Origin of the sequence: Streptomyces sp. NBC_01190, assembly GCF_045039895.1 — a bacterium.
Lineage (GTDB): Bacteria > Actinomycetota > Actinomycetes > Streptomycetales > Streptomycetaceae > Actinacidiphila.
Map to the genome: position 1 here is coordinate 1,432,674 of NZ_CP108580.1, position 22,920 is coordinate 1,455,593.

At 70.5% G+C, this 22,920-nt stretch carries 17 protein-coding genes; 6 read left to right on the top strand and 11 right to left on the bottom strand.

Features of this window, described 5'->3' with window-relative positions; all coding sequences use genetic code 11:
- Positions 1–2: 2 nt before the first annotated feature.
- The 3 genes from OG519_RS06045 to OG519_RS06055 all read right to left on the bottom strand — a co-directional run bounded on the left by OG519_RS06045 (position 3) and on the right by OG519_RS06055 (position 6,525).
- A complete protein-coding gene (locus tag OG519_RS06045; RefSeq protein WP_405579628.1) occupies positions 3–1,559 on the bottom strand; it encodes a hypothetical protein in 1,557 nt (518 codons plus the stop codon).
- A 138-nt stretch (positions 1,560–1,697) separates the two neighbouring features.
- Positions 1,698–3,209: a pyridoxal phosphate-dependent decarboxylase family protein gene (locus tag OG519_RS06050; RefSeq protein ID WP_405579632.1), complete on the bottom strand. Its 1,512-nt coding sequence runs from the start codon at positions 3,207–3,209 to the stop codon at positions 1,698–1,700.
- A gap of 397 nt (positions 3,210–3,606) precedes the next feature.
- Positions 3,607–6,525 (bottom strand): glycoside hydrolase family 48 protein, encoded by a 2,919-nt coding sequence (locus tag OG519_RS06055; RefSeq protein ID WP_405579634.1) that lies wholly within the window; start codon positions 6,523–6,525, stop codon positions 3,607–3,609.
- Between the two features lie 816 nt (positions 6,526–7,341).
- Here OG519_RS06055 and OG519_RS06060 point away from each other — a divergent pair.
- Together OG519_RS06060 and OG519_RS06065 are read left to right on the top strand one after the other, a co-directional pair.
- Positions 7,342–7,890 carry a hypothetical protein gene (locus tag OG519_RS06060; protein WP_405579637.1) on the top strand — a complete coding sequence of 183 codons (549 nt, stop codon included), beginning with the start codon at positions 7,342–7,344 and terminating at the stop codon, positions 7,888–7,890.
- Positions 7,891–8,046: 156 nt separating this feature from the next.
- A complete protein-coding gene (locus tag OG519_RS06065; RefSeq protein ID WP_405579640.1) occupies positions 8,047–8,724 on the top strand; it encodes a GNAT family N-acetyltransferase in 678 nt (225 codons plus the stop codon).
- A 49-nt stretch (positions 8,725–8,773) separates the two neighbouring features.
- On the opposite strand, the gene OG519_RS06070 is transcribed toward OG519_RS06065, so the two are convergent.
- Both OG519_RS06070 and OG519_RS06075 read right to left on the bottom strand, forming a co-directional pair.
- Entirely contained in the window at positions 8,774–10,180 is a 1,407-nt protein-coding gene (locus tag OG519_RS06070) for an amidase (protein WP_405579642.1), read from the bottom strand.
- Positions 10,181–10,328: 148 nt separating this feature from the next.
- Positions 10,329–11,246 (bottom strand): AraC family transcriptional regulator N-terminal domain-containing protein, encoded by a 918-nt coding sequence (locus tag OG519_RS06075; protein WP_405579644.1) that lies wholly within the window; start codon positions 11,244–11,246, stop codon positions 10,329–10,331.
- Between the two features lie 213 nt (positions 11,247–11,459).
- On the opposite strand from OG519_RS06075, the gene OG519_RS06080 reads away from it, so the two are divergent.
- On the top strand, positions 11,460–12,542 hold the full coding sequence (locus OG519_RS06080) for an aldo/keto reductase (RefSeq protein ID WP_405579646.1): 1,083 nt from the start codon (positions 11,460–11,462) through the stop codon (positions 12,540–12,542).
- Between the two features lie 16 nt (positions 12,543–12,558).
- Here the strand turns inward: OG519_RS06080 and OG519_RS06085 are convergent, their stop codons facing one another.
- Positions 12,559–12,933: a LysR substrate-binding domain-containing protein gene (locus OG519_RS06085; protein ID WP_405579648.1), complete on the bottom strand. Its 375-nt coding sequence runs from the start codon at positions 12,931–12,933 to the stop codon at positions 12,559–12,561.
- An 88-nt stretch (positions 12,934–13,021) separates the two neighbouring features.
- Here OG519_RS06085 and OG519_RS06090 point away from each other — a divergent pair, with 88 nt between their 5' ends.
- The 3 genes from OG519_RS06090 to meaB are packed head-to-tail and all read left to right on the top strand — an operon-like array spanning position 13,022 to position 18,012.
- Positions 13,022–14,833 (top strand): methylmalonyl-CoA mutase family protein, encoded by a 1,812-nt coding sequence (locus OG519_RS06090; protein ID WP_405579650.1) that lies wholly within the window; start codon positions 13,022–13,024, stop codon positions 14,831–14,833.
- Entirely contained in the window at positions 14,833–17,010 is a 2,178-nt protein-coding gene (scpA, locus tag OG519_RS06095) for a methylmalonyl-CoA mutase (protein ID WP_405579652.1), read from the top strand. The genes OG519_RS06090 and scpA overlap by 1 nt, the downstream gene beginning before the upstream one ends.
- A 15-nt stretch (positions 17,011–17,025) precedes the next feature.
- Positions 17,026–18,012, top strand: a complete 987-nt coding sequence (meaB, locus tag OG519_RS06100) for a methylmalonyl Co-A mutase-associated GTPase MeaB (RefSeq protein WP_405579654.1) — start codon at positions 17,026–17,028, stop codon at positions 18,010–18,012.
- Positions 18,013–18,220: 208 nt separating this feature from the next.
- Here the strand turns inward: meaB and OG519_RS06105 are convergent, their stop codons facing one another.
- The 5 genes from OG519_RS06105 to OG519_RS06125 form a co-directional block, all read right to left on the bottom strand.
- On the bottom strand, positions 18,221–18,538 hold the full coding sequence (locus tag OG519_RS06105; RefSeq protein ID WP_405579657.1) for a transcriptional regulator: 318 nt from the start codon (positions 18,536–18,538) through the stop codon (positions 18,221–18,223).
- Positions 18,535–18,999, bottom strand: coding sequence for a hypothetical protein (locus OG519_RS06110; protein WP_405579660.1), 465 nt, complete (start codon positions 18,997–18,999; stop codon positions 18,535–18,537). The genes OG519_RS06105 and OG519_RS06110 overlap by 4 nt, the downstream gene beginning before the upstream one ends.
- Positions 19,000–19,201: 202 nt before the next feature.
- Positions 19,202–19,417 carry a hypothetical protein gene (locus OG519_RS06115; RefSeq protein ID WP_405579662.1) on the bottom strand — a complete coding sequence of 72 codons (216 nt, stop codon included), beginning with the start codon at positions 19,415–19,417 and terminating at the stop codon, positions 19,202–19,204.
- Between the two features lie 33 nt (positions 19,418–19,450).
- Entirely contained in the window at positions 19,451–20,806 is a 1,356-nt protein-coding gene (locus OG519_RS06120) for a diaminopimelate decarboxylase (protein ID WP_405579665.1), read from the bottom strand.
- A gap of 213 nt (positions 20,807–21,019) precedes the next feature.
- Positions 21,020–22,660: a PucR family transcriptional regulator gene (locus OG519_RS06125; RefSeq protein ID WP_405579667.1), complete on the bottom strand. Its 1,641-nt coding sequence runs from the start codon at positions 22,658–22,660 to the stop codon at positions 21,020–21,022.
- Between the last annotated feature and the right edge of the window lie 260 nt (positions 22,661–22,920).

A 22,920-nucleotide genomic window follows, 5' to 3' on the forward strand; every position in this document is an offset into this window, starting at 1 on the left:
GGCTAGCCCCGGTCCCGTACCAGCGGCACCTTTCCCACGTCCGTCCGCTCGATCTCCGGCGACAGCCGGTGCACCAGCCGGACCTGGAAGCTGTAGCCGGTCTTCTCGATCGAAGCGGCGTTCGCCTCGCCGTGGTTGAACAACGACAGCGAGGCGGGCAGGGCGTTGACGAACACCCGCCGGAGGCCGAGCGGACCCAGCGCGCTCTCCAGGTGGAACGTCAGGCCCGGCACGTCGTCGACCGAGGCGAGCAGGGTGATGGTCCGGCTCTCGCGGTGGTTCACGAACTGCACCTCGTGGGCCACCTCGTCCAGGTCGAGCGCCCGCGCCGCCCGCAACTCGTCGCGCAGCGAGGCGTACGCGCGACTGGCCGAGTACTGACTGTCGTTGAGGTGCAGTACGTCACCGGTGCGACCGGCGAACTCGAACTGCTGCGCGTTGAGGCCGGGGCCGCTCAGCGCCGGCCGCCGGATCATCCGGTCGCCCAGCTTGAGGCGCAGCAGCGGGGTCTCGTGCGCGTGCAGCCGGGTGACGACCAGCTCCCCCTCCTCGCCCTCGGCGGTCGGGCGGCCCTGCTCGTCGACGATCTCCACCAGGTGCAGGCCGGGTACCGAGGTCAGGTAAGGGGAGTCAGGCGTGAGCTGGAGCCCGATGGTCTCCGCCTGGGTGGCCGCGAAATAGCTGAGGACGACCAGGTTTGGGTACAGCGCCTGGAGTTCGGCCCGCTTGCGCTGCGGAAGCACCCCGCTTCCGTAGAGGGCGACCCGGAAGCTCTCCCTGGCCTCCTGGCTCATGCCGGCGCCGAGGTCGCTGAGAATGGCGATACCGGCCGAGATCCCCATCAGCGCCTTGGGACCCGGGTAGCTGAACATGTGCTCGAGCACCGGGGCGGTGACCGGTCCCGCGCCGATGTAGTTGACGCCCGGCACGTTCTGCAGCACGCCGCCGACCATGGTGCCGCTGCTCCACATCTGGTAGTCCGCCAGTGTGGTGCAGAGCCACTTGGGGTCGGTGCCGGTGAGGAAGCGGCCGAGCTGGTAGGTGCCCATGAAGCGGCCGGCCACCTCATAGGTGTCCCGCAGCTCCCGCAGCGAGTAGACGGTCTCCAGCGGCCGGCCTCCGCTGGTGCCGCCGCTGGCCACGATCTCGAACCCGCCCCGGCTCAGGGGTACCACCATGCCGGGACGCGACTCCATGAAGAAGTCACGCTGAACGTCCTTGTCCGACAGCGGAATACGCTGCCAGTCCTTCATGGTCCGCGGCGCACCCGTCACTCCGGCGGCTTTCAGCCGGTCCCGCCACAGGGGGTTGAGCAGCACCGTGTTGACCATCTGCTGGAGCCGGCGCAGCACGAGCGCGTCCTGGATCTCGTGTGCCAGCTCGCTGTACGGAGTGCCGTAGACGCGCTCGCTCTCGCGCATCTTGTCGGCGAAGGAGGGGAGATGTGCGACCGCGGAGACCGATCCGGGCGCCAGCTCCGCCTCCGGGATCAGATGGGCGGCCAGTTCGGCCGCCGCGTGCGGGGAGATCCGGGCCTGCGGGACGATCGTCGACGTCATGTACGGTTCTCTTTTCTCGGCTTCTGCCGGCTTTCGGGCAGCCTTCTTGCGAATTTCTGGTGGATTCATGGCGGATTTCAGGGCGGATTCATTTCAGATTCACGGCGGCTTTCTTCCGGCCCGCTGCGGCCCGGCGGGTCAGAGCCCGGCGCCGGAATCGCCGCTGAGCACTTCCGCGCCGACCCTGCGAATCTCGCTGAGCAGCGCCGTGAAGTGGTCGGTCGTGATGCGGTGGTTCATCATCACGACGCGCAGTGCGGCGACGCCGTCGATATCCACCTTCGAGATGAAGAAGTTCCCCTGCCGCTTGATCCGGTCCCTGATCGCCTTCTGCAGGCCGTGCACATTCCCGTCGGGGAGGCCGGACGGCAGATAGCGGAAGCACATGATGTTCGCCTCCGGGCGGTGCACCGCGGCGAAGTCGGGCTCGGCGCAGAGAATCCGGTGCGCGTCGTCGGTGAGCCGGCAGAGGTATTCGATTTTCTTGGCGAACAGACCTCGGCCGTAGAGGGCCCACAGCGACCACAGGGGCATGATCATCGGGCGCTTGGTGCACTCGAAGTTCTTGTCCCCGCTGTCCAGTTCGGTATAGGGGTCGGTTTTCTCGTCGAACACATAGCTGGCGTTCTGCCGGAACGCGCCGAGGCCGGCTTCCTTGTCCCGGTAGAACAGGAGCGTGCAGGGGGCCGGCACGAACATCATCTTGTGCGCGTCCCAGGCCAGCGAATCGGCCTTCTCGATGCCCTTCAGCTTGTGCCGGAGCTTGTCCGACACCAGCAGACTCGCGCCGTGCGCGCCGTCGACGTGCAGCCACAGGCCCCGCTCCCGGGCCAGGTCGGCGAGCGCGTCGATCCGGTCGAAGGCTCCGACCGCGGTGCTGCCGGCCGAGGCGACCAGGCAGAAGACCTTCAGGTTCCGCTGTTCGGCCGCCGCCAGCGCCGGACCCACCTGGTCGAGGTCGATCCGCTGTTCGGCGTCCAGTGGCAGCCGGACGATCTGCGCCTCGCCGATGCCCATGATGCCTGCCGCCCGGGAGACGCTGTAGTGCGCGTCGGCTCCGGTCGCGATGGCGGGACGCGGCGCTCCGTCGAGCGCCGGGTTGCCCGCCGCCCAGAAGTCGGGGAAGGCCCGGTTCCTCGCCGCCAGCAGGGCGGTCAGATTGGCCAGCGACCCGCCGGAGGTGGTCACCATGGCGAAGCGGTCGGGATCCCAGCCGATGAACCTGTTCAGCTCGTCGGCCATGATGCGTTCGGCCACATTGGGCAATTGGGCCGCCTCGTAGAAGGACGACGGCTGGTTGACCACGGAACTGACGAAGTCGATGACCCCGCCGAGCGGTACGACTCCGGAGAACTGCCGGCCCATGTAACCGGGCGAGTGGACCGGGATTCCGGTCCTGACGTACAGATCGATGATCGCCGCGAGTTTCTTCTCGTCGAGTCCTGCCGCCTCCTCCCGCTCTTCGGTCATCAGGGCCCTGGCCGCCTCGGACAAGGTGGCCGGGTCGATGAGGTCGAGTCCCCTGATGGAGAGTTCGGAGAGATGGTCGTGCAGTTTGGCCGCGGCCGTCCCGGCGTTCTCACGGAACAGTTGGGCGTCGAACGCGTCGAGTAATAATCCCGTTGCCGACGTATGTGCCGGTGGTAGCAACGAGGTTGTCGCACGGGGCGTGCCGGTGTCAGGTAAGGGCGGAATTTCCTCGCGCCGGGCGAGGAAAGGGTTGGTGGACCGTGCTTCCAAAGGAGTCTCCAGGGGATCCGGGGTGCGCGGGACAGCGGCGCGGCGCCCGCCGAAGCCAACGCTCTGGATCACCATATGAACGCGAACCTCCCGCCAGGTCCCATAATCGGGTTGATGTCCGGTTATGAGCGATGGCAGGCAGGATTGCGGCTCTTGATCGGAGACGTGAACTCTGTACGCAAACCCTTGGGCCCAAGCTGCGTGGCACCCCGGCCATGGCCGCGCGGCCGGGAACAGGCTGGACCCGGCCGCGCGGTGGACCGGGGGACCCGACTTCTTCAGCCGGGTGCCCCGGAGGGTGAGGGGGTCAGGCGTTGAAGAGGAGCGCGTACGCGCCCATCGCCATCGCGATGTCCGCCTGTGCCCAGAAGCGGTGGTAGGTGAAGGACGGCGCGGTGCCTCCGTTCAGATACGCCTGGACCTTCGACCAGTTGGGGTCGTTCTTGTAGAAGGAGCGCAGCTCGGCGAAGGTGGACGCGGAGCTGATCTTGTCGCCGTTGGGCATGGTGCCGGTCCACCCGGAGGGGACGTAGACCGGGTCGTTGAACCGGCTGTAGTCCGTCCGGGTCTCGGGCGCGGCGATGCCCAGCGGGTCCTGGTAGTTGTTCCACATGCCGTCGAGCAGCGCCTTGGCCGTGCTCTGCGCCTGGGTGTTGCCGGACTTGGCGGCGTAGTAGGCGAGCGTCTTGGCATAGGCCGCCGCGACGCCCAGGTCGCTGCCGTAAGCGGAGACGGTCACGTGCAGACCCGTGTTGGCGCCCGGTGAGGAGGCGTTCCAGGTGTCGGGCGCGCCGCTCCATTGCAGGTCGGACGGGATCAGGAAGGTGCCGTCCGCGTTGATGGTGGTCTTCGAGATGGCCCAGGTCACCCACTTGTCCAGGACCGCCTTGGCCTTGGCGTCACCGGTCTGCTGGTAGTACTCCGCGACCCGCTCCATCGACCACGCCTGCATGCCGAACCACTGGTTCGACGGCGGGTCGTGGTAGACCGGCTCCCAGTCGTACGCCATCCCGTAGAAGGTGGGCGTGCCGGACGGCGGCTGCTCGTAGGCCCCGTTCCAACTGTTGGTGGCACCGCCGGCGATCGCGCCCTCGCTCGACTGGAGCCAGCGGTAGAACTCCAGTTGCCGGCTCAGGCTGGTGGTCCAGTCCGCCTTGCCGGTGGCCGACTTGGGCGCCATGGCCGAGTCGGTGGTGAGTGCGTAGGCGGCCAGCGGGTTCTGGTAGCCGAAGTGCGAGGCGCCGTCCCCGATCCGCCAGGACCAGCCGCCCGAGGTGTCGCTCGAGCCGCCCCAGGCGTAGTACCAGGACAGCAGATAGTGCTCACTGTCCTTGCCGGTGCCCGCCGGGCAGGACGGACTGGTGCAGTTCCCGATCTTCTTGAAGTACTTGTCGAAGAAGGAGTACCGCAGGTAGTCCCCCATCTTGCCGGCCTTCGCCACGGTGGCCGCGACGTCCGCGCTCTTGCCCTGCGCCTTGGCCCAGGTGTCCGCCCAGTACGCGGCCTGTATCGCCCGCGCGTCGGCGTCGGGTGCGTCGGTGTACTTCCACTGCTTGGCGTAGGCCGAGTCGCCGGTGAACAGGTCGAGGTAGCCGTTCTTGCCGCCGTACTTGAAGGCGTCGCAGGTCGGCTGCGGCACGGTCTCCCACACCGACTCCTGCGCACCGCGCTGGAAGGTGTTGATGAAGGAGGGGCCGGCCGCGCTCGGACCGGCCTCGCAACCGCCGCCGGGGGTGTCGCCGAAGCCGTAGATGTTGTCGACGTCCTCCAGCCAGTGCATGCCGTAGATGTCGGAGTTTCCGTAGGCCGTCTTCAGCTCGTTGGCGATCGGGTCCACGCCGGAGGTGACGCTGCTGTCCAGCTTGGACGGGTAGTCCGACGGCAGCGGGTGCTCGGGGGCGTAGGTGGCCGGCTTGCTCGGGTCGTAGGAAGCGCCCGTCGGCTGGTCGGCGTGCTGGGGGATCATGTACTTCTCCATGGTCGCCCAGGCCGCGTTGAACTTCGACCAGTCACTGGAGACCTGGCCGTACATCGCCTGGAGCCAGATCATGTACGAGTACGCCTCCGAGGTGGTCTCGTGACCGTAGTCAGGGGCCTCCACGATGAGCGTCTCCACCGAGTGGTACGGGATGCCCTGCGGGGAGAAGTACCCGCTGGCCGGGTCGGTGATCTTCCCGTAGAGCGTGAGGAACCGGGCGTCGTAGTCACTGGTCGCGGCGATCTCGGTGACCGTGACGTTCGCCGCGGCGTAGCCGGTGGCGGTCGCCGAGAAGGTGGCCGCCCCGGTGCCGGTGGCCGCGGCCGCCACGGTGACGGTCTGCGCGGTGCTCCAGTTGGCCGGGGTGAAGGTCAGGCTCGCGCCGGACTGTACGGACAGCGAGCTGTTGCCCGCCGTACGCGCCACCGTGACGGTCGTGCTCGAAGCGGGCGCGCCGGACAGCTTCACCGCGAAGGTGCCGGTCTTGCCCTGCTGCACCGCGACCGACGAGGGACTGGCCACGACCGAGGGCCCGGCGGCCACGTGCAGGCCCACGGGGGTGGACTCGGCCGAGGCGCCCAGGCTGTCGTACGCCTTCGCGTAGAGCGAGTAGTCGCCCGCCGGGACGGACTGCCAGTTGAAGGTGTACGGCGCGGTGGTGTCCGTGGCCAGCAGGGTGGTGTCGCTGTAGAACTCCACCTTGCTGATCGTGGCGTTGTCCGCCGCGACCGCGGTCGCGGCCAGCGGGACGGTGGCGCCCGCGCTGTAGGTCGCCCCGGCCACCGGGCTGGTCAGCACCGGCAGCGGCGGCTGGTGCGCGCCCCCGCACACGGTGCCGTTCACCGCGAAGGAGGTGGGGGCGGTGTTGGTGCCGCTGTAGCCGAAGTTGGCGCTGGTGGTGACGTTCGCGCCGGCCGCGATCGTCTTGCCCCAGTCGGGCGCGACGACGGTGACGTTGTGGCCCGACTGTGACCACGTGCCGTTCCAGCCGCTCTGCAGCGTCTGGTTGCCGGTGTACGCGTAGGTCAGCGTCCAGCCGCTGATGGCGGCGGTGCCGACGTTGGTGATCTTGGCGTTGGCGGTGAAGCCGGAGCCCCAGTCGGAGGTCGTGTAGTCGACGCTGCACTGGATGGTGGCGGCGTGCGCCACCGGGCCGCCTCCGGCGGCCGTCATGGCCAGCGGCAGGGCCAGCGCGGCGGCGAACGCCGTGGCCAGCCTCCGTATCCGCTTTCCTAGGAATCTTCCCATGCGAGAGGGTCCTCCTCGCGGTTCTGGTGGGGGGATAACAGAACTGAACCTGTGGGAGCGCTCCCACCATCGAGGTGCGAGGTCGGGCTGTCAAGACGTGGGATGAACCGCCTTTACGGCGGATTGACCCGCCGCCGACCGTCCCCGCCGTTACGGCCGGATCGCCGGCCGCGTCCGCGATGAGTTCCGAGATGCCCTTGACCACCCCGGTTGCCGCTCGCGATCGGGTGCGTCGGCGTTGGTGGTCACCATGTCCCGTACGCGGTCGCCGCGGCCGGCGGTGGTGGAAAACGCGTCCTGGTCGATCCCGTTCACGAAGGCGGCCGTGTTCTCTCCGCGAAGAAGCCGATTTACGGCATGCTCTCCCAGGGCGTAATCGTCCGGGCGAGATCCCGCGCCGGCTTCTTGCGGCCCCTAGGATGCCGGAGATTTTCCGAACGTCGCCGCAACCGCGCAATGCCCGTCCGGCGTGGTATCGGGCGACATACCGAGCGCCGTGATGATCGGGGGATTCACCGGTGACCCGCGAACAGCCGCCGCCCATGATTCATCCCGAAGGGCAGCCGTCGCTTCGCCGAGTTCCGCGCACCGTCGGACGTAAAGGTCACGCGCCTGTACGGGTGCCGTCGGCGCGTTTCAACCGGAGTCGATCCCGTCCGGGAACTCATCTCATTCCTCAGCCATGGCCGGACGTCCCACCAGGACCCATCCGACCCGCCTGAAACATTGGACTTCGCCACACCGCACGGGATGTTTTCCGTTATTCTCCGCCTCGCGCCCACTGCTTGTGCACCGTCAACCGGGAGAAAAGTCGCCATGACCCAAGACATACCGCCGCTCGGTCCGCCGAACCAGCCGCCGAACGCCCGCCCGACCGGGACCGCTTTCGATCCGGCGTCGGTCGACCGTCTCGACTGGGCGCTGCTCGGAGTCGGCTTCATCGTCTTCGTCTTCTCGTTTTTCAACTACTACTCGTGGGATTTCGGCCGCAGCTACGGCCTCAACCTCGGCAGTGTGAGCTGGAGTGCCTGGCACTTCGACCACGGGCTGTTCATCGCCTGGCTGGCGATGGTCGCCACCGTGGCCGGCGCGGTCGTGCTCGCCATCAGCCTGTTCGCGCCCGCGATCGCGCTGCCGGCGCCGGCCCGGGTGCTGACCTTCCTCGCCTTCGCGGTCGGTTTCGTGCTCTACCTCATCGCGATCTTCGCCCACTCCGACTTCGGCCCGGCCGGCGGCCACGGCTTCAGTTTCTGGCTCAGCCTGATCCTCGCCGGCGTCGGCGCGGTCGTCGCGCTCCTGCGGGCCCAGCAGACCGGTACCGCGCTGCCCGGCCGGCTCAACGACCTTCCCCGCGTCGGCAGGTAGCCCCGCCCTCGGGCGAAGTCATTGCCGCGAAGACCGGACCACCGCCGCACGCTCCTCGCGCGGGGCGGTGGTCCGGTCCTGGTGTGCGCCGCCATGCCCGGCCCCGGCCCGAATATGTGCTGCGCGCTCGATCGGCCGGCGCCTAGGGTTGCGCGCATGCCGACGAGTGCCTCGCCTCTGTCCACGTATCCCCCGCTGAACGTGCGGGTGCACACACCCCGGTTGTCCTTGCTGGGTGCGACGGATGAGCTGCTGGAAGGCCTGGTCCCGATCGTCCGCGAGGGCGTGGTCACGCAGCCGCCGTGGCCCTTCGACGATCCGATGTCGCTCTACGAGGACAGCCCGGAGCGCGAGTGGCGCTGGCTGCGGGCGGTCTGGCGGGGCCGGGGCGCGGTCGGCGCGAGCCGGTGGCGTCTGTACTTCGTCGTGGTCGTCGACGGCGAGCCGGTGGGCATGCAGGATCTGATCGCCACCGACTTCGCCACGCTCGGCACGGTCACCACGTTCTCCTGGCTGAGTCCGGCCGTGCGGGGCGGCGGCTTGGGCAAGGAGATGCGGCAGGCGGTGCTGCATCTGGCCTTCGACGGGTTCGGGGCCCGTGAGGCCGGCAGCGACGCCTTCTTCGACAACCACGCCTCGAACGGCGTTTCCCAAGCTCTGGGTTACCAGCCGAACGGCGTCACCTGGGACACCCGGCGCGGCGAGCCGGCGGAGATCAGCCGATGGAGGCTGACCCGCGAGCAGTGGGCCGAGCGGCGACGCGACGACATCGACCTCGTCGCCGTCCGCGACTGCCTCCCGGTCCTCGGGATCGACCCACCCCCGGCCGGCTGATGCATCGCCGGCAGCGCGGTACGCCGGCGAGCGCGGAGCGTCCCGGCGGTCAGAGGACGGGGTGCTGGTCGCGGACCGGGCTCAGCGTCTCCAGGAGGGAGGCGACGTGCAGGATCGTCGACTCCGCGTACCACGGGGCGGCCAGTTGTACGCCGATCGGAAGGCCGTCGCCGGTCGTACCGAACCGCATGGACAGGGCCGGGAGTCCGGTCAGGTTGAACAGGACCGTCGTCGAGCTCACATGGAAGGCGCTCACCGTCCGGCCGTCGAGGGTGAAGTCCCCGAGCGCGTGTGCGTGCGCGGGGATCGTCGTCACCGGGAGAAGCAGCGCGTCGTACTGCCGGAAGTACTCCGCGAAACCGTCCCGGAGCCGCTCGATGCCCTGCTCGGCCCGGACGTAGTCCGCCACGGACGTGTCGGGTGTGGCGAGCAAGGCCTCGGAGTAGGTGAACCGCTGGTCCCCATGGCCCGCGGTGGCCGCCAGGACGGCCGGCTTCATCTCCATGACGTGCTGGCGGTTGAAGAGGTCGAGGGGGTTGTCCCGTTCGAGAGCCGCGATGTGCGCCGACTCCACCCGAACCCCCGCTCCCCGCAGCGCGTCGGCGGCCGCCCACACGGTCGCGGCGACCTCCGCGTCGACCGGACCGAGTCCGGAGTCGACCAGCCAGCCGACGCGGACGGGCCGGTCCGGTGCGGGTCCCAGGCCGGCGTCGAACTCGCGCGGGACGACGGAGAAGCCGTCGGCACCGTCAGGCCCGGCCAGCAGTGGATACGCCAGGGCGAGGTCACGCACCGTGCGGGCCATGGGGCCCGCGTGCCAGTCACGGCGCGGCTGCCGCGGCCAGAACCCCGTCATCGGAATCCGCCCGTGCGTCGGCTTGAGAGCCGCGATCCCGGTGCTGGCCGCCGGTCCGCGCAGTGAGATGGACAGGTCGCTGCCGAGTCCGAGCGGCGACATCCCGGCCGCGATGGCCGCCGACTCCCCGCCGCTCGAACCGCCGGCCGTCCGGTCGAGGTTCCAGGGGTTGTTCGTCCTGCCGGTCAGGAGATTGTCGGACTCGATCCAGTACGAGAACTCCGGGAGATTGGTCTTGGCCAGGAGGATCGCGCCGGCGCGCTTCATGCGGGCCACGCCGGTCGCGTCCGTGTCCGGGACCCGCCCGGCGAAGATCGGCGAACCGCGCTGGGTGAGCACCCCGGCGGTGTCGAAGCCGTCCTTGACGGTGAAGGGCACCCCGTGGAGCGGTCCCACCCGCGCGCCCGTCGCGAGTTCCTCGTCCGCTGCCCTGGCGGCGTCCAGCACACCGTCGGCGAGCGTCACGATCGCGTTCACCCGTGGATCGGTGGCCTCGATGCGGTCGAGGTGCGCCTGGACCACCTCGACGGAGGAAACCTTCCTCGTACGGATCAGCTCGGCGAGCTCGGTCGCGTCGGAGTGGATGAGATCAGTGGCCACGGATCGATGTCCTCCCGAATACGCATATACGCGCATACACATATACGGGCCAACTATCCGGCTGTTTTCCTCTTCCGCCGGTGCGACGCGCCGCCGGAGCACCGGAACGCCTGGCCGCCCCGGCGGCCGGGAAGGCTTCGCGCACCGATCAGGGGAGGTGGCGGAGGTCGCCGGGAGCGGCGGCGGCGCGGAGGCGGGCGGCGTCCTGGCCGGGCGGGGCGCCGAAGAGGCGGCGGTACTCGCGGGTGAACTGCGGCGGGCTGTCGTAGCCGACGAGATGCCCGACGCCGGCGACATCGCCCGCCCTGGCGACCAGCAGTGAGCGGGCCTCCTGGAGGCGGATACGTTTCTGGAACTGCAAGGGGCTCATCGCCGTGACCGCGCGGAAGTGCCGGTGAAAGGCGGACGGGCTCATCCCGGCCAGCCGGGCGAGATCCGCGATCCGCATCGGCTCCGCGTAGTTGTCGCGGATCCACCGGATCGCCCGGCTGACATGGGAGAGGCCGCTGTCGGCCAGCCCGATCTGGCGGATCATCCCGCCGTGCGGGCCGGTGAGCAGCCGCCAGAGGATCTCCCGCTCGATCAGCGGGGCGAGCACCTGTGCGTCCGCGGGGTGGTCGAGCAGCCGCAGCATCCGGACCGTGGCGTCGAGCAGTTCGGGCGAGGCGTCGACGGTCGCGAGCGCGGGCGGGCCGGCCGTGGCGCGCGACCGCGGATCGACCGGGGCCTCCAGCAGAAGCGGGGCGATCACGCTCGGGCGGAGCCTCAGCCCCACGCCGAGGGACGGGGTCCGCGGCCCGGCGTCGAGGAAATGGCCGGTGACGGGCAGATCGGCGGTGACGACGAGGCACTGCCCCGCCCGGTACTCGAACAATCGGTCGCCGAGGAAGAGGCGCTTGCCGCCCTGCGCCATGACGACCAGCAAGGGTTCGGTCAGCGAGTAATCGGGCGCCGAGGTCTCCACCCTGGACAGCAGCAGCCCGTCGATCGGCGTCCGCAGGTCGTGGCGGGCGTGGACCGTCACCAGGCCGCGGATCTCGGTCAGCAGGTCGTCGATGGCGCGCACCCCATCAACGGAAGCACCCCGGAGGGCCCTCGGCAAGTGTTTTGGCACATCCGATCGAGGCGGCGTCGGCAGGATTGTGCAAGAGACGAAACGGTTTGGCCTACCCCGGCTCCGGGGGCCGGCGCTTCCATGGAAGTACCCCGACCAAGGGGTGGTCCACCGTCCATCCCACCCGTCCGTCCGTCCCGTCCCGTCCCGTACAGGAGCATCCTCATGCCGCTCGACCACTACGTCACCCTCGGCCGATCCGGGCTGCGGGTCAGCCCCTTCGCCCTCGGCGCGATGACCTTCGGAGAGGACCCCGGCGCCGCCGGATGCGGTGTCGAGGAGTCGGAGAAGATCCTCGCCACCTACCTCGACCTGGGTGGCAACTTCATCGACACCGCGAACTTCTACACCAACGGCCACTCCGAGAAGATCCTCGGCGACTTCTTCGCCGCCCGGCCCGGGCGCCGCGAACATGTGGTGCTCGCCTCGAAGTTCTTCACCAACGTCTTCCCCGGCGACCCCAACGGCGGCGATGCGGGCCGCACCTCGATCATCGCCCAGCTCGACGAGACGCTGCGCCGGCTGCGGACCGATTACCTTGACCTCTACTGGTTGCACAATTGGGACCGGCACACCCCGATCGAGGAGACGCTCCGGACCCTCGACGACCTGGTCCGGGCCGGCAAGATCCGCTATCTCGGCTTCTCCAACACCCCCGCCTGGGTCACCGCCCAGGCCCACACGATGGCGCTCCTGAGGAACTGGACCCCACTGATCGCGCTCCAGGTGGAGTACTCGCTGCTGGCCCGCACCGTCGAAGGGGAACTCGCGCCGCTCGCGCTCGACCAGGGGCTGGCACTGGTCCCGTGGAGCCCGCTGAAGAACGGCTTTCTGTCCGGCAAGTACCGGCGCGGCACAGCGGTCACCGACTCCGCCCGTGCGGCCTTCGTCGGCGGCCCCGGCGAGGACGACTACACCGTCATCGACGCCGTCACCGCCGTCGCAGGCGAACTCGGCAGCACGGCGGCCGCCGTGTCACTGGCCTGGCTCCGCGCCCGCGAGGGCACCGTCGTCCCCATCCTCGGCGCCCGGCGCGTGGAGCACCTCTCCACCAACCTCGCCGCGCTGGAGCTGACCCTCACCCCCGACCACCTCCACCTGCTGGACCAGGTCTCCGCCCCCACCCTCAACTATCCCGCGCCCCTCCACGGCGACCTGCGCGCCATGCTCCAGTTCGCCGGCGCCACCGTCGACGGCGAACCGTCCGCGGTCTATCCCCCGCTGCTCCAGAGCGACATCCGCTACTGAACCGGGGGCGGGTCGGTCAGTCGGTCCAGGGCAAGGTGGTCCGGGCGGCCCGGCGGATCTCGGCGAGTACGGTCGCCACCGCCGGGACGCTCACCATGTCCGGCCACAGCAGGGCGTAGGTGTTCCGCAGTGGCCAGTCGCTCAGCGGGCGGTACACCAGGTCGTGGCTGAGGTGCACGCGCAGCGCGAGCTCGCCCATCAGGCTGATGCCCAACCCGGCCGCGACCAGGGCCTGGATGGTGTGGGTGTCGCCGACCGTCGCACTGACCCACCGGCCCGCCCCGTAACACCGCCGACTGCCCCCGCCCGGTCCCGACCGCGCGGGGGCGGTCCTGCGTGGGGCAGTCCGGTGCGGGGCAGTCCGGTGCGGGACCTCGGCGCTCCGCACCACCTCGTCTGGCCGGCCCGGGATCCGAGGAGAGGAATCTCACAGGCGCACCCTCTTCTGCTCGTCTGTGGCCCTGCCCTAGCGTCCGATCATGACGGTCCTGCCCGACGACTTAACGCCTATGGCGGCCGAGTTCCCCGACGTGACGCGGGAACAGTGGCAACGCCTCGTCGCGGGCGTGCTGGCGAAATCCGGCCGGGAGGTCGCGGACGGCGACGCGGAGCGGGCCCTGTCCACCGCGCTGGAGGACGGGCTGCGCACCCTGCCGCTCTACACCGCGGCCGACACCTCGCCGGATCCCGGACTCCCGGGTTTCGCGCCGTTCGTGCGGGGCGGCCGCGCCACCGGCAGTACGCCGGGCGGCTGGGACGTACGCCAACGGCACGCCGTGGCCGACGGCTCCGCGGTCCTGGCCGACCTGGAGAACGGTGTCTCCTCCCTGTGGCTCGTGGTGGGCGGGACGACGGGCATTCCCGTCTCCGAACTCGGCGCCGCGCTCGAAGGTGTCTACCTGGACCTGGCACCTGTGGTCCTGGACGCCGGCGCGGAGACCGAGCAGGCCGCCCGGCTCCTGCTGGGGCTGTACGAGGAGCAGGGCGTGGCCGCTGACTCCGTGCATGCCAACCTCGGCGCCGACCCGCTCGGCCACGAGGCACGTACCGGGGAGTTCGCGGAGACCGGCCCCGCGATCGAGTTGGCGCGGCTGTGCGCCGCGCGGTATCCCGGGCTGCGGGCACTGTGCGTGGACGCGCTGCCCTACCACGAGGCGGGCGGGTCGGCGGCGCAGGAACTGGGCTGCTCGCTGGCGACCGGGGTCGCCTATCTCCGCGAGCTGACCGCGGCCGGTCTGGGCGTCGGGGAGGCCTGCGCGCAGGTGGAGTTCCGCTATGCCGCGACCGCCGACCAGTTCCTGACCATCGCCAAGCTGCGCGCGGCACGCCGGCTGTGGGCCCGGGTGGCCGAGGCGTGCGGGGCTCCGCAGGCGGGCGCGCAGCTCCAGCACGTGGTGACCTCGCCCGTGATGATGTCGCGCCGCGACCCGTGGGTGAACATGCTGCGCACCACCGTTGCCGCGCTGGCCGCGGGGGTCGGGGGCGCCGACGCGGTGACCGTGCTGCCCTTCGACCATGCGCTGGGCCTCCCGGACGCGTTCGCGCGCCGTATCGCCCGCAACACCTCCACCATCCTCATCGAGGAGTCGAACCTGTCCCGGGTGATCGACCCGGCGGGTGGGTCCTGGTACGTGGAGCGGCTGACCGACGAACTCGCCCACGCGGCCTGGGGGTTCTTCCAGGAGATCGAGCGGGCGGGCGGTCAGGCCGCGGCGCTGCGCGGCGGGATGGTGGCCGAGCGGCTGTCGGCCACCTGGTCCGTACGCTCCGCCAGGCTCGCCAAGCGGAGCGAGCCGATCACGGGCGTCAGCGAATTCCCCGATCCGGCCGAGACGCCGGTGGTCCGCCGGCCCGCGCCGGCGCCGCCTTCCGGGGGGCTGCCCCGGGTACGGCGGGACGAGGGCTTCGAGGCGTTGCGCGCCCGTTCCGACGCACACCTGGCGAGCACCGGTGCCAGGCCGCGGGTCCATCTGACCGCTCTCGGGCCGGCCGGCGCCCACACCGCCCGGCTCTCCTTCGCCACCAACCTCTTCCAGGCGGGCGGCATCGAGCCCATCACCGCGGGCACCTTCGAGGAGAGCGGGGCGAGCGAGGTGTGTCTGTGCTCCAGCGACGCGCTGTACGAGGAGCAGGCCGACGACACGGTGCGGGCGCTGCGTGCCGCGGGCGCGGGACACGTGTTCCTCGCCGGCCGACCGAAAGCGTACGGCGGCGCCGACACCTACGTCTTCGCCGGGTGTGACGCCGTGTCCGTACTGTCCGCCACGCTCGACCGCATGGGAGTGTCGTGATGTCCATCCCCGATTTCTCGGCGGTCGAACTCCGGTCTCCGGCGGCGGAGGCCACCGCGGAGGAGTGGCATACGGCCGCGGAGAAGGCCGTGGGCGGCGACGCTCTGCTGTGGGAGACCCCGGAGGGTATCGGGGTCAAGGCCCTCTACACCGGGGACGATCTGGAGGGCCTGGACTTCCTGGGCGGCTACCCGGGTATCGCCCCCTTCCTGCGCGGCCCCTACCCGACGATGTACGTCAACCAGCCCTGGACCATCCGCCAGTACGCGGGTTTCTCCACCGCGGAGGAGTCCAACGCCTTCTACCGCCGCAATCTGGCGGCCGGTCAGAAGGGCCTGTCGGTCGCCTTCGACCTGCCCACCCACCGCGGCTACGACAGCGACCATCCGCGGGTGACCGGCGACGTCGGCATGGCGGGCGTGGCGATCGACTCGATCTACGACATGCGGCAGTTGTTCGACGGCATCCCGCTGGACCGGATGACGGTGTCGATGACGATGAACGGGGCGGTGCTGCCGGTCCTGGCGTTGTACATCGTCGCGGCCGAGGAGCAGGGTGTGCCGCCGGAGAAGCTGGCCGGGACCATCCAGAACGACATCCTCAAGGAGTTCATGGTCCGCAACACCTACATCTATCCGCCAAAGCCCTCGATGCGGATCATCTCCGACATCTTCGCGTTCACCTCGCAGCGGATGCCGCGCTACAACTCCATCTCCATCTCCGGCTACCACATCCAGGAGGCCGGCGCGACAGCCGATCTGGAGCTGGCCTACACGCTCGCCGACGGTGTGGAGTACGTCAGAGCCGGACGTGAGGCCGGGCTCGACGTGGACGCGTTCGCGCCACGGCTCTCCTTCTTCTGGGGCATCGGCATGAACTTCTTCATGGAGATCGCCAAGCTGCGCGCGGCTCGGCTGTTGTGGGCGAAGCTGATCAAGCAGTTCGACCCCAAGAACGCCAAGTCCCTTTCCCTGCGCACGCATTCGCAGACCTCCGGCTGGTCGCTGACCGCGCAGGACGTGTTCAACAACGTCACCCGCACTTGCGTGGAGGCGATGGCCGCGACCCAGGGCCACACCCAGTCGCTGCACACCAACGCCCTCGACGAAGCCCTCGCGCTGCCCACCGACTTCTCCGCCCGCATCGCCCGCAACACCCAGTTGCTGATCCAGCAGGAGTCCGGCACGACACGCGTGATCGACCCCTGGGGCGGCAGCGCGTACGTGGAACGGCTGACCTACGATCTCGCCCGGCGGGCCTGGCGGCACATCCAGGAGGTCGAAGCGGCGGGGGGCATGGCGCAGGCGATCCACGAGGGCATCCCCAAACTCCGGGTGGAGGAGGCCGCCGCCCGCACCCAGGCCCGTATCGACTCCGGACGGCAGCCGGTGATCGGTGTGAACAAGTACCGGGTGGCGACCGACGAGAAGATCGAGGTGCTCAAGGTCGACAACTCCTCCGTACGCGCCCGGCAGATCGACAAGCTCCGCAGGCTGCGCGAGGAGCGCGACGAGACCGCCTGCCAGGACGCGCTGGACCAGCTGACCCGGGCGGCCGGCGGCGAGGGCAACCTGCTGGACCTGGCGGTGCGCGCGGCCCGCGCCAAGGCCACCGTCGGGGAGATCTCGGACGCCGTCGAGAAGGTGTACGGGCGGCATGCCGGCCAGATCCGTACGATCTCCGGTGTGTACCGACAGGAAGCGGGCAAGTCCCCGTCCGTGGACCGTACCCGCGCCTTGGTCGACGCCTTCGCCGAAGCCGAGGGCCGGCGGCCGCGCATCCTCGTGGCCAAGATGGGTCAGGACGGGCACGACCGCGGCCAGAAGGTGATCGCCACCGCCTTCGCCGACCTCGGCTTCGACGTGGATGTCGGCCCGCTCTTCCAGACCCCGGCCGAAGTGGCCCGCCAGGCGGTGGAGGCGGACGTGCACATCGCCGGAGTCTCCTCGCTGGCCGCCGGACACCTCACCCTGGTGCCGGCGCTGCGTGACGCGCTCGCCGAGGAGGGCCGGGACGACATCATGATCGTGGTCGGCGGGGTGATCCCGCCGCAGGACGTGCCGATCCTGCTGACCATGGGCGCGGCGGCGGTCTTCCCGCCCGGCACGGTGATCCCCGACGCCGCCCACGACCTGGTGAAGCGGCTGGCGGCCGGCCTCGGACACGGCGACCTGTGAGCCGGTGAGTCTCCCATGGCCATCGACCTCGACACATACGTCAAAGGTGTCCTCGCGGGCAACCGGGCCGTGGTGGCGCGGGCCATCACCCTCGTCGAGTCCACCCGCGCCCAGCACCGGCATCTGGCCCAGGAGATGCTGACCGCGCTGCTGCCCCACAGCGGGAAGGCCCGGCGGATCGGGATCAGCGGCGTACCCGGCGTGGGCAAGTCGACCTTCATCGACGCCTTCGGCACCCTGCTGACCGGCCTCGGACACCGGGTGGCCGTCCTCGCCGTCGACCCGTCGTCCAGCAGGACCGGAGGGTCGATCCTGGGCGACAAGACCCGGATGGAGCGGCTGGCCGTGGACCCGGCCGCCTTCATCCGTCCCTCGCCCACCGCCGGCACGCTCGGCGGCGTCGCCAAGGCCACGCGCGAGTCCATCGTGGTGATGGAAGCCGCCGGATACGACATCGTGCTGGTGGAGACGGTCGGTGTCGGGCAGTCCGAGACGGCCGTGGCGAACATGGTCGACACCTTTCTGCTGCTGACCCTGGCCAGGACCGGCGACCACCTCCAGGGCATGAAGAAAGGTGTGCTGGAACTGGCCGACGTGATCGCCGTCAACAAGGCGGACGGCCCGCACGAACGCGAAGCCCTCGCCGCCGCGCGCGAACTCAGCGCCGCGCTGCGGCTCATGCACGGCGGGGACGCCGTCTGGACGCCGCCCGTCCTCAGTTGCAGCGCCCGCGAATCCAGCGGGCTCGATACCGTCTGGGACCGGCTCGAGCAGCACCGCACCCTGCTGGAGTCCAGCCGCCGCCTCGCCGATCGCCGGCGCGACCAGCAGGTCGCCTGGACCTGGAGCATGGTCCGCGACGAACTCCTCGGCCGCCTGCACGCCGACCCGGCGGTCCGGTCACTCGCCCCGGAGCTGGAGGAGCGGGTGCGGAACGGCGAGCTGACCGCGACCCGCGCCGCCGAGCGCATCCTGAACGCCTTCGGCGGCCAGTGGCCCTGACGGACCCCGGGCCGCACACGCGTCCCGGAATATGACTGGGCGTCCACCAATGGATGGTCGAGCAGAGCTTCGCCCTGCCGCACTGAGGCCCCGACGGTGGACGCGATCCCGGCCATCTGGGGTCGCACCAGGGTCCGGGTGGTGGTGGGCGGGCGAGGCGCCGGCCGGCTTCTGACCCGCCGGCGGGCTCGGTGATCGGCGGTCGGCGTCAGGGTGCCTGACCGCTCGTCGGGGGCGCGACGCCGGCGACGATCGCCTGGAGCGCCGCGACATGCCCGTCGAAAGCCTGCCGGCCGGTGCTGGTGAGCCGGGCCCGTACCTTGCGGCGGGTACCGGCCAGACGGCGCTCGGTGAGCACGTACCCCGCCTCCTCAAGGGTCGTGAGCTGCTTGGACAGTGCCGAGTCCGACAGCGCCAGGCGGTCCCTGAGGAAGGTGAACTCCGCCCAGTCGACCGCCGCCAGCGTCGCCACCAGCGACAGGCGCGTACTGGGGTGGATCAGTTCGTCGAACCGTGCCCGCGTCATGCCCGCGCCCACCGCCGCAGGACCCGCAGGATCTCCGGTCCGCCGAACCCGACGACGGCCGCGACCAGCACACACGCCCAGACTCCGGCGTGACCGGCGCCGTCGGCGTCCAGCGCGAGGGCCGCGGCGACCGTCACCAGGACCAGCCCGGCCAGCATGCCGACCACCACCAGCGGGAGCCGGTGGCCGGCCACCTCCGCGCTCACCTGGAGCCGGTCGGTGCGCCGCCGGCCGTTCAGCAGCCGCGAGGCGGCCGCGGTGTGCGCCGCACTGAACGTCACGGTGGCCATCCCGGCCGCCCACGGCGGCAGTACGTCGCCGAGGGTGCCCAGCACGATCCAGCCGGCCGCCATCCCCCACCAGTACCAGCGCGGCAGCCCGATCTCCTCCGCCATCTCCTGCCGGGCCCGCTCGACCAGGTCGAGAGCGCCGCGGGCCTGCTCCGGAGCGATGTCGTCCACAACAACACCTCACTTTCCTATCAGGAAAGCCAAGGTCCCACTTTCCCACCCGGAAAGTCAAGAGGCGGACCGGCACGCAACCCAACTCCAGCCCACCCACCCGGAAAGCCGCCCCGACCCGCACCGGGTGCGAGGCCGCGGCGCCGTGCGGGGCGGGTACGACCTGGGCGTCGGCACGTGCTCCCGCCGCCCCTCGGCAGGGTTACGGCAGGGCCGGTCTCGGGCGTACGAACCGCACGGCGACCGCGCCGGCGCCGGTGAGCAGTTCGAGCACCGTGGCGGTGGGGACACCGGCCACGGCCAGCACGGCGGCGATCAGGAGGATCACGATCACGACGATCTGGTCCGCGGGGCGGATGTGGCGGTCGGACGGTTCGGGCACGGTCGACGGGATCGGACGACGACGTGAACGACTCATGGCTGCTCTCCGGTGGTCGGTGTGACAGCGGAATCAGCGGCCGGCGCTGACCAGCTCGGCAATGGTCTGGGCACGGCGCAGGAGTTCGAAGTGCACGCCGCCGTCGGCGTCCACCGTGTAGCCGTGCACCGCCGGCTCGGGCAGGCTGTTGTACTGGAAGTGGTTCGTGGCGTAGTAGGCGCCCGTGTCGAGCAGGGCGACCAGATCACCGGGCGCCAGCAGGGGAAGCGGCCGGGCCTTGGCGACCAGGTCACCGGCGAAGCAGCACGGTCCGGCGACGTCCTGCGGTACGAGGTCCCCGTCCTTTGCCGCGCCCGACGGATGGTGCGCGGTGATCCGGATCGGCCACGCGTCGGGCATGAAGACGGTCCGGGTGGCGACCTGCGCACCTGCGTGGGTGACGGCGATGTGCCTCCCCCCGGACGTCTTGGTGTATTCGACATACGCCGCGGTGAAGCCGTTCTTGGCCAGCAGTGAGCGGCCGAACTCGGTGACCACCTGGAAGTCCCCGCTGAACAGGGCCGGCGCGTGGGCCCGCAGCCGGTCGACGTACGTCTCGAAGGTGGGGTCGGTGTCGTCCCCGGCGAAGTTGACGGGCAGCCCGCCACCGATGTCGATGCCGACCACCTGGCGCCGCCCGAGTTCGCTGTTCACCTTCTCGGCGAAGGCCACGGCCGCCGCCACCCCTTCGCCCATGAGGTCCAGCGGGCAGCCCTGCGATCCGACATGTGCGTGGATCCAGGTGAGCCACGGGCGCTCCCGAAACGCCGCCAGCAACTGCTCGGCGCTGCCCTCGTCCGCCAGCGTGATGCCGAACTTGGAGGTGGCGGTGGCCGTGCTCATGGCTCCGATCGTCCCGCCGCCGACCTGCGGGTTCACCCGGATGCCGAGCCGCGACCGGGTCGCGCGGGTCTCACGGGTCTCGCGGGTCTCGCGGGTCCGAAGGATCTCGTCGATCCGTTCGAGTTCCTGCCAGTTGTCGATGTTCACCGCGACGCCGAGATCCAGTGCCTGGACCAGCTCCCTCCTCGTCTTCGCCGGCGAGTCGAGAACGATCCGCGCGGCGTCGAAGCCGGCCGCCAGTGCCTGGGCGAACTCACCCGGGCTGGCCACCTCGCAGCCCATGCCGAGGCCGCGCAGTCGCTCGAGCACCGGGATCAGGCAGTTCGCCTTCGCCGCGAAGGTGTGCAGCACGTCGACCGAGTCCGGGAAGGCGCGGTGCAGCGCCGCGACACTGGCCGCCATCCCGTCGAGGTCGACGAAGGCGGCGAGCAGCGCGTCCTCGGGGTCGACCAGCCGCCTGTGCACGGCCGCTCGCAGGACCAGCTCGCGCCGCGCGGCCGCCTGACGGCCGCTCCGCTCAGTGGTGGTCGGCTGAGAGATGGTCATCCTGTCACGCTCCGCTGATCGCCGGTGGTGTGCTCCAGGGGGAGATCCAAGGACACAGCACCAGGCTGCCCGGCGCCCGTCGGCCGCGTCTTCGCCACGGGAAGCGAATTTTCCGGGGGCGGGCCGCGCCATCGACCTGGGGCGCGCGTGCAGCCGCCCCGCTTGGTGCGCGGTGACGACACCGGGCGGGTTTCCCGGTTCAGCGTGACCAACTCAAGCCCGGTCGGCAGACTCCTGGCTCAGCAGCCGCAGCTGCAAGTGGGCGAGCAGCAGGGCGTCGGGGTCCTTCAGGTCGATGCGGCAGATCTTCTCCACCTTCTCCATCCGGTACCGGAAAGTACCGACGGGGACGTTCATGGCGCGTGCGCCCTTCGCCCGGTCCCCGGAGTTCTCCAGATAGGCGCGCAGCGTGTCCAGCAGCACCCCCTCACCCGACTGCGTCGCGGCCGCCACCAGTCGCGTCACCGAACTGCTCGCCGGCAGCTCCAGGTCGCGCAGCGAGTCCAGGATGTGCAACAGGGCGACCGCGTCTGGCAGTTCCTCGGTCCGGGCGAACGCCCGGGTCGAACCGCTGAAGCGCAGGGCGCGCATCGCCAGGTCGGCCGTGCGACGGGACTCCCGCGCCTGGTCGAGGCCGGCCCGGACATCGCCGATGCCGATCTGTACCACCAGACCGAGGTCGCTCGACAGCTCCCGGGCGAGCGAGTCGCTCAGGCGGGAGAGCTGTGCGGCGGCTCGTACCGGATCGCTCTCCAGGCCCGCGAGCAGGATGCGGACACCCCGGTCCGACGCCACGGCAACCGATTGGTGGGCTCGCCTGGCGCAGTGCTTGGCCGCCAAACCGGCCAACCGCCCGTCGCCGGGTGCACCGGTCGTCGGTACGGCGGAGATCGACAGGACGGCGCAGTGGTCCGCCAGGGGCAGCCCGGTTCGCGCCGCCAGCGCCTCGGCCGACCCCCGGCCCTCCAGCAGGGCCCGGGCCGCCTCAAGGACCAGTTGGTGCTGCCCGGCGCGTCGCGCCTGGTCGTGCAGCAGGTGGGCCGCCGCGGCGCGGACCACCGCCTGCAAGGTCTCGGCGACGTCCGGCGGCAGGGGGTGTCCGGCCGGCGCGACCCACAGTGAACCGAGGATCTCCTCACCGGCTCGGATCGCGATGGCGGCACGCTCGGGGACGGCTCCGTCGGCTCGGCGGTGGAGCGCGCCCTGCGTGCGCCAGAGCAGGTGGAAGAAGCCGCCCTTCCGCATCGCCTCGACCCGCTCCCGCGGCACCTGCCGGTTCAGGATGGTGCGCCGGCGGATCTCGTCGCCGTCCTTGTTGTTGGACGAGTAGGCGAGCACGTCGGACTGCGGGGTCTCGATCGTCACCGCGCCCCCCACCAGTGCGGCCAGCGACTCGGCGAGCGCGTACAGGTCACCGAGCGGTACGTTGGCGATCTCCGACTCCCTGACCACCGCGAGTCCCGCTCGCAGCGTCCCGATCACCCGGGCCCAGTCGGCCCAGGTCTGCCGGAAGAGCACGGCCGTACCCGCTTCGGCCGCCGCGGTGCGCAGTGCCTCGTTCGGCGGACCGGGGCCCTCTTCCCGGAAGACCACGCCTGCGGCACCGTCGCGCCCCGCCGCCCGGACCAGGGCGACGGCGAGCTCGGACCGCGGGTCGACGCCGACGACGACCAGCAGGTCGCCACGGTTCGCGCCCGGCTCCGACCTGTCGAACACGTCCAGGTTCAGCACCGGGATGTCCAGCCCCAGCGGGGCGACGCCCACCTCGACCACCGACTCCACCAGGAGGAGCAGCCTGCTCAGCGTCCGGCCCGGTTCCTCCGTGCCCCACCGGTGCGACGAATCCGTCGACACAGCCGCCCTCCCCAAGGCTCACGTGATATCGCTCGGCGCCGAAGAGACGAGCGGCCCCCACTGGGCGGTCAGCCTACTCGCCGCTACCGCGCTCACACAGGCAGCAACCGAATGAATGACCTACGTCCTCGGCCGTAGGGGCGCCAGGCCGAAAGGCATGGGCCCGCGACCGATGCCGAGAGAACGCCTCGTACCTACGCTGGCCGAAACGGCCCACCACGGAAGATGCGGTGACCATCGGCGGGCCACCACATGTCCCA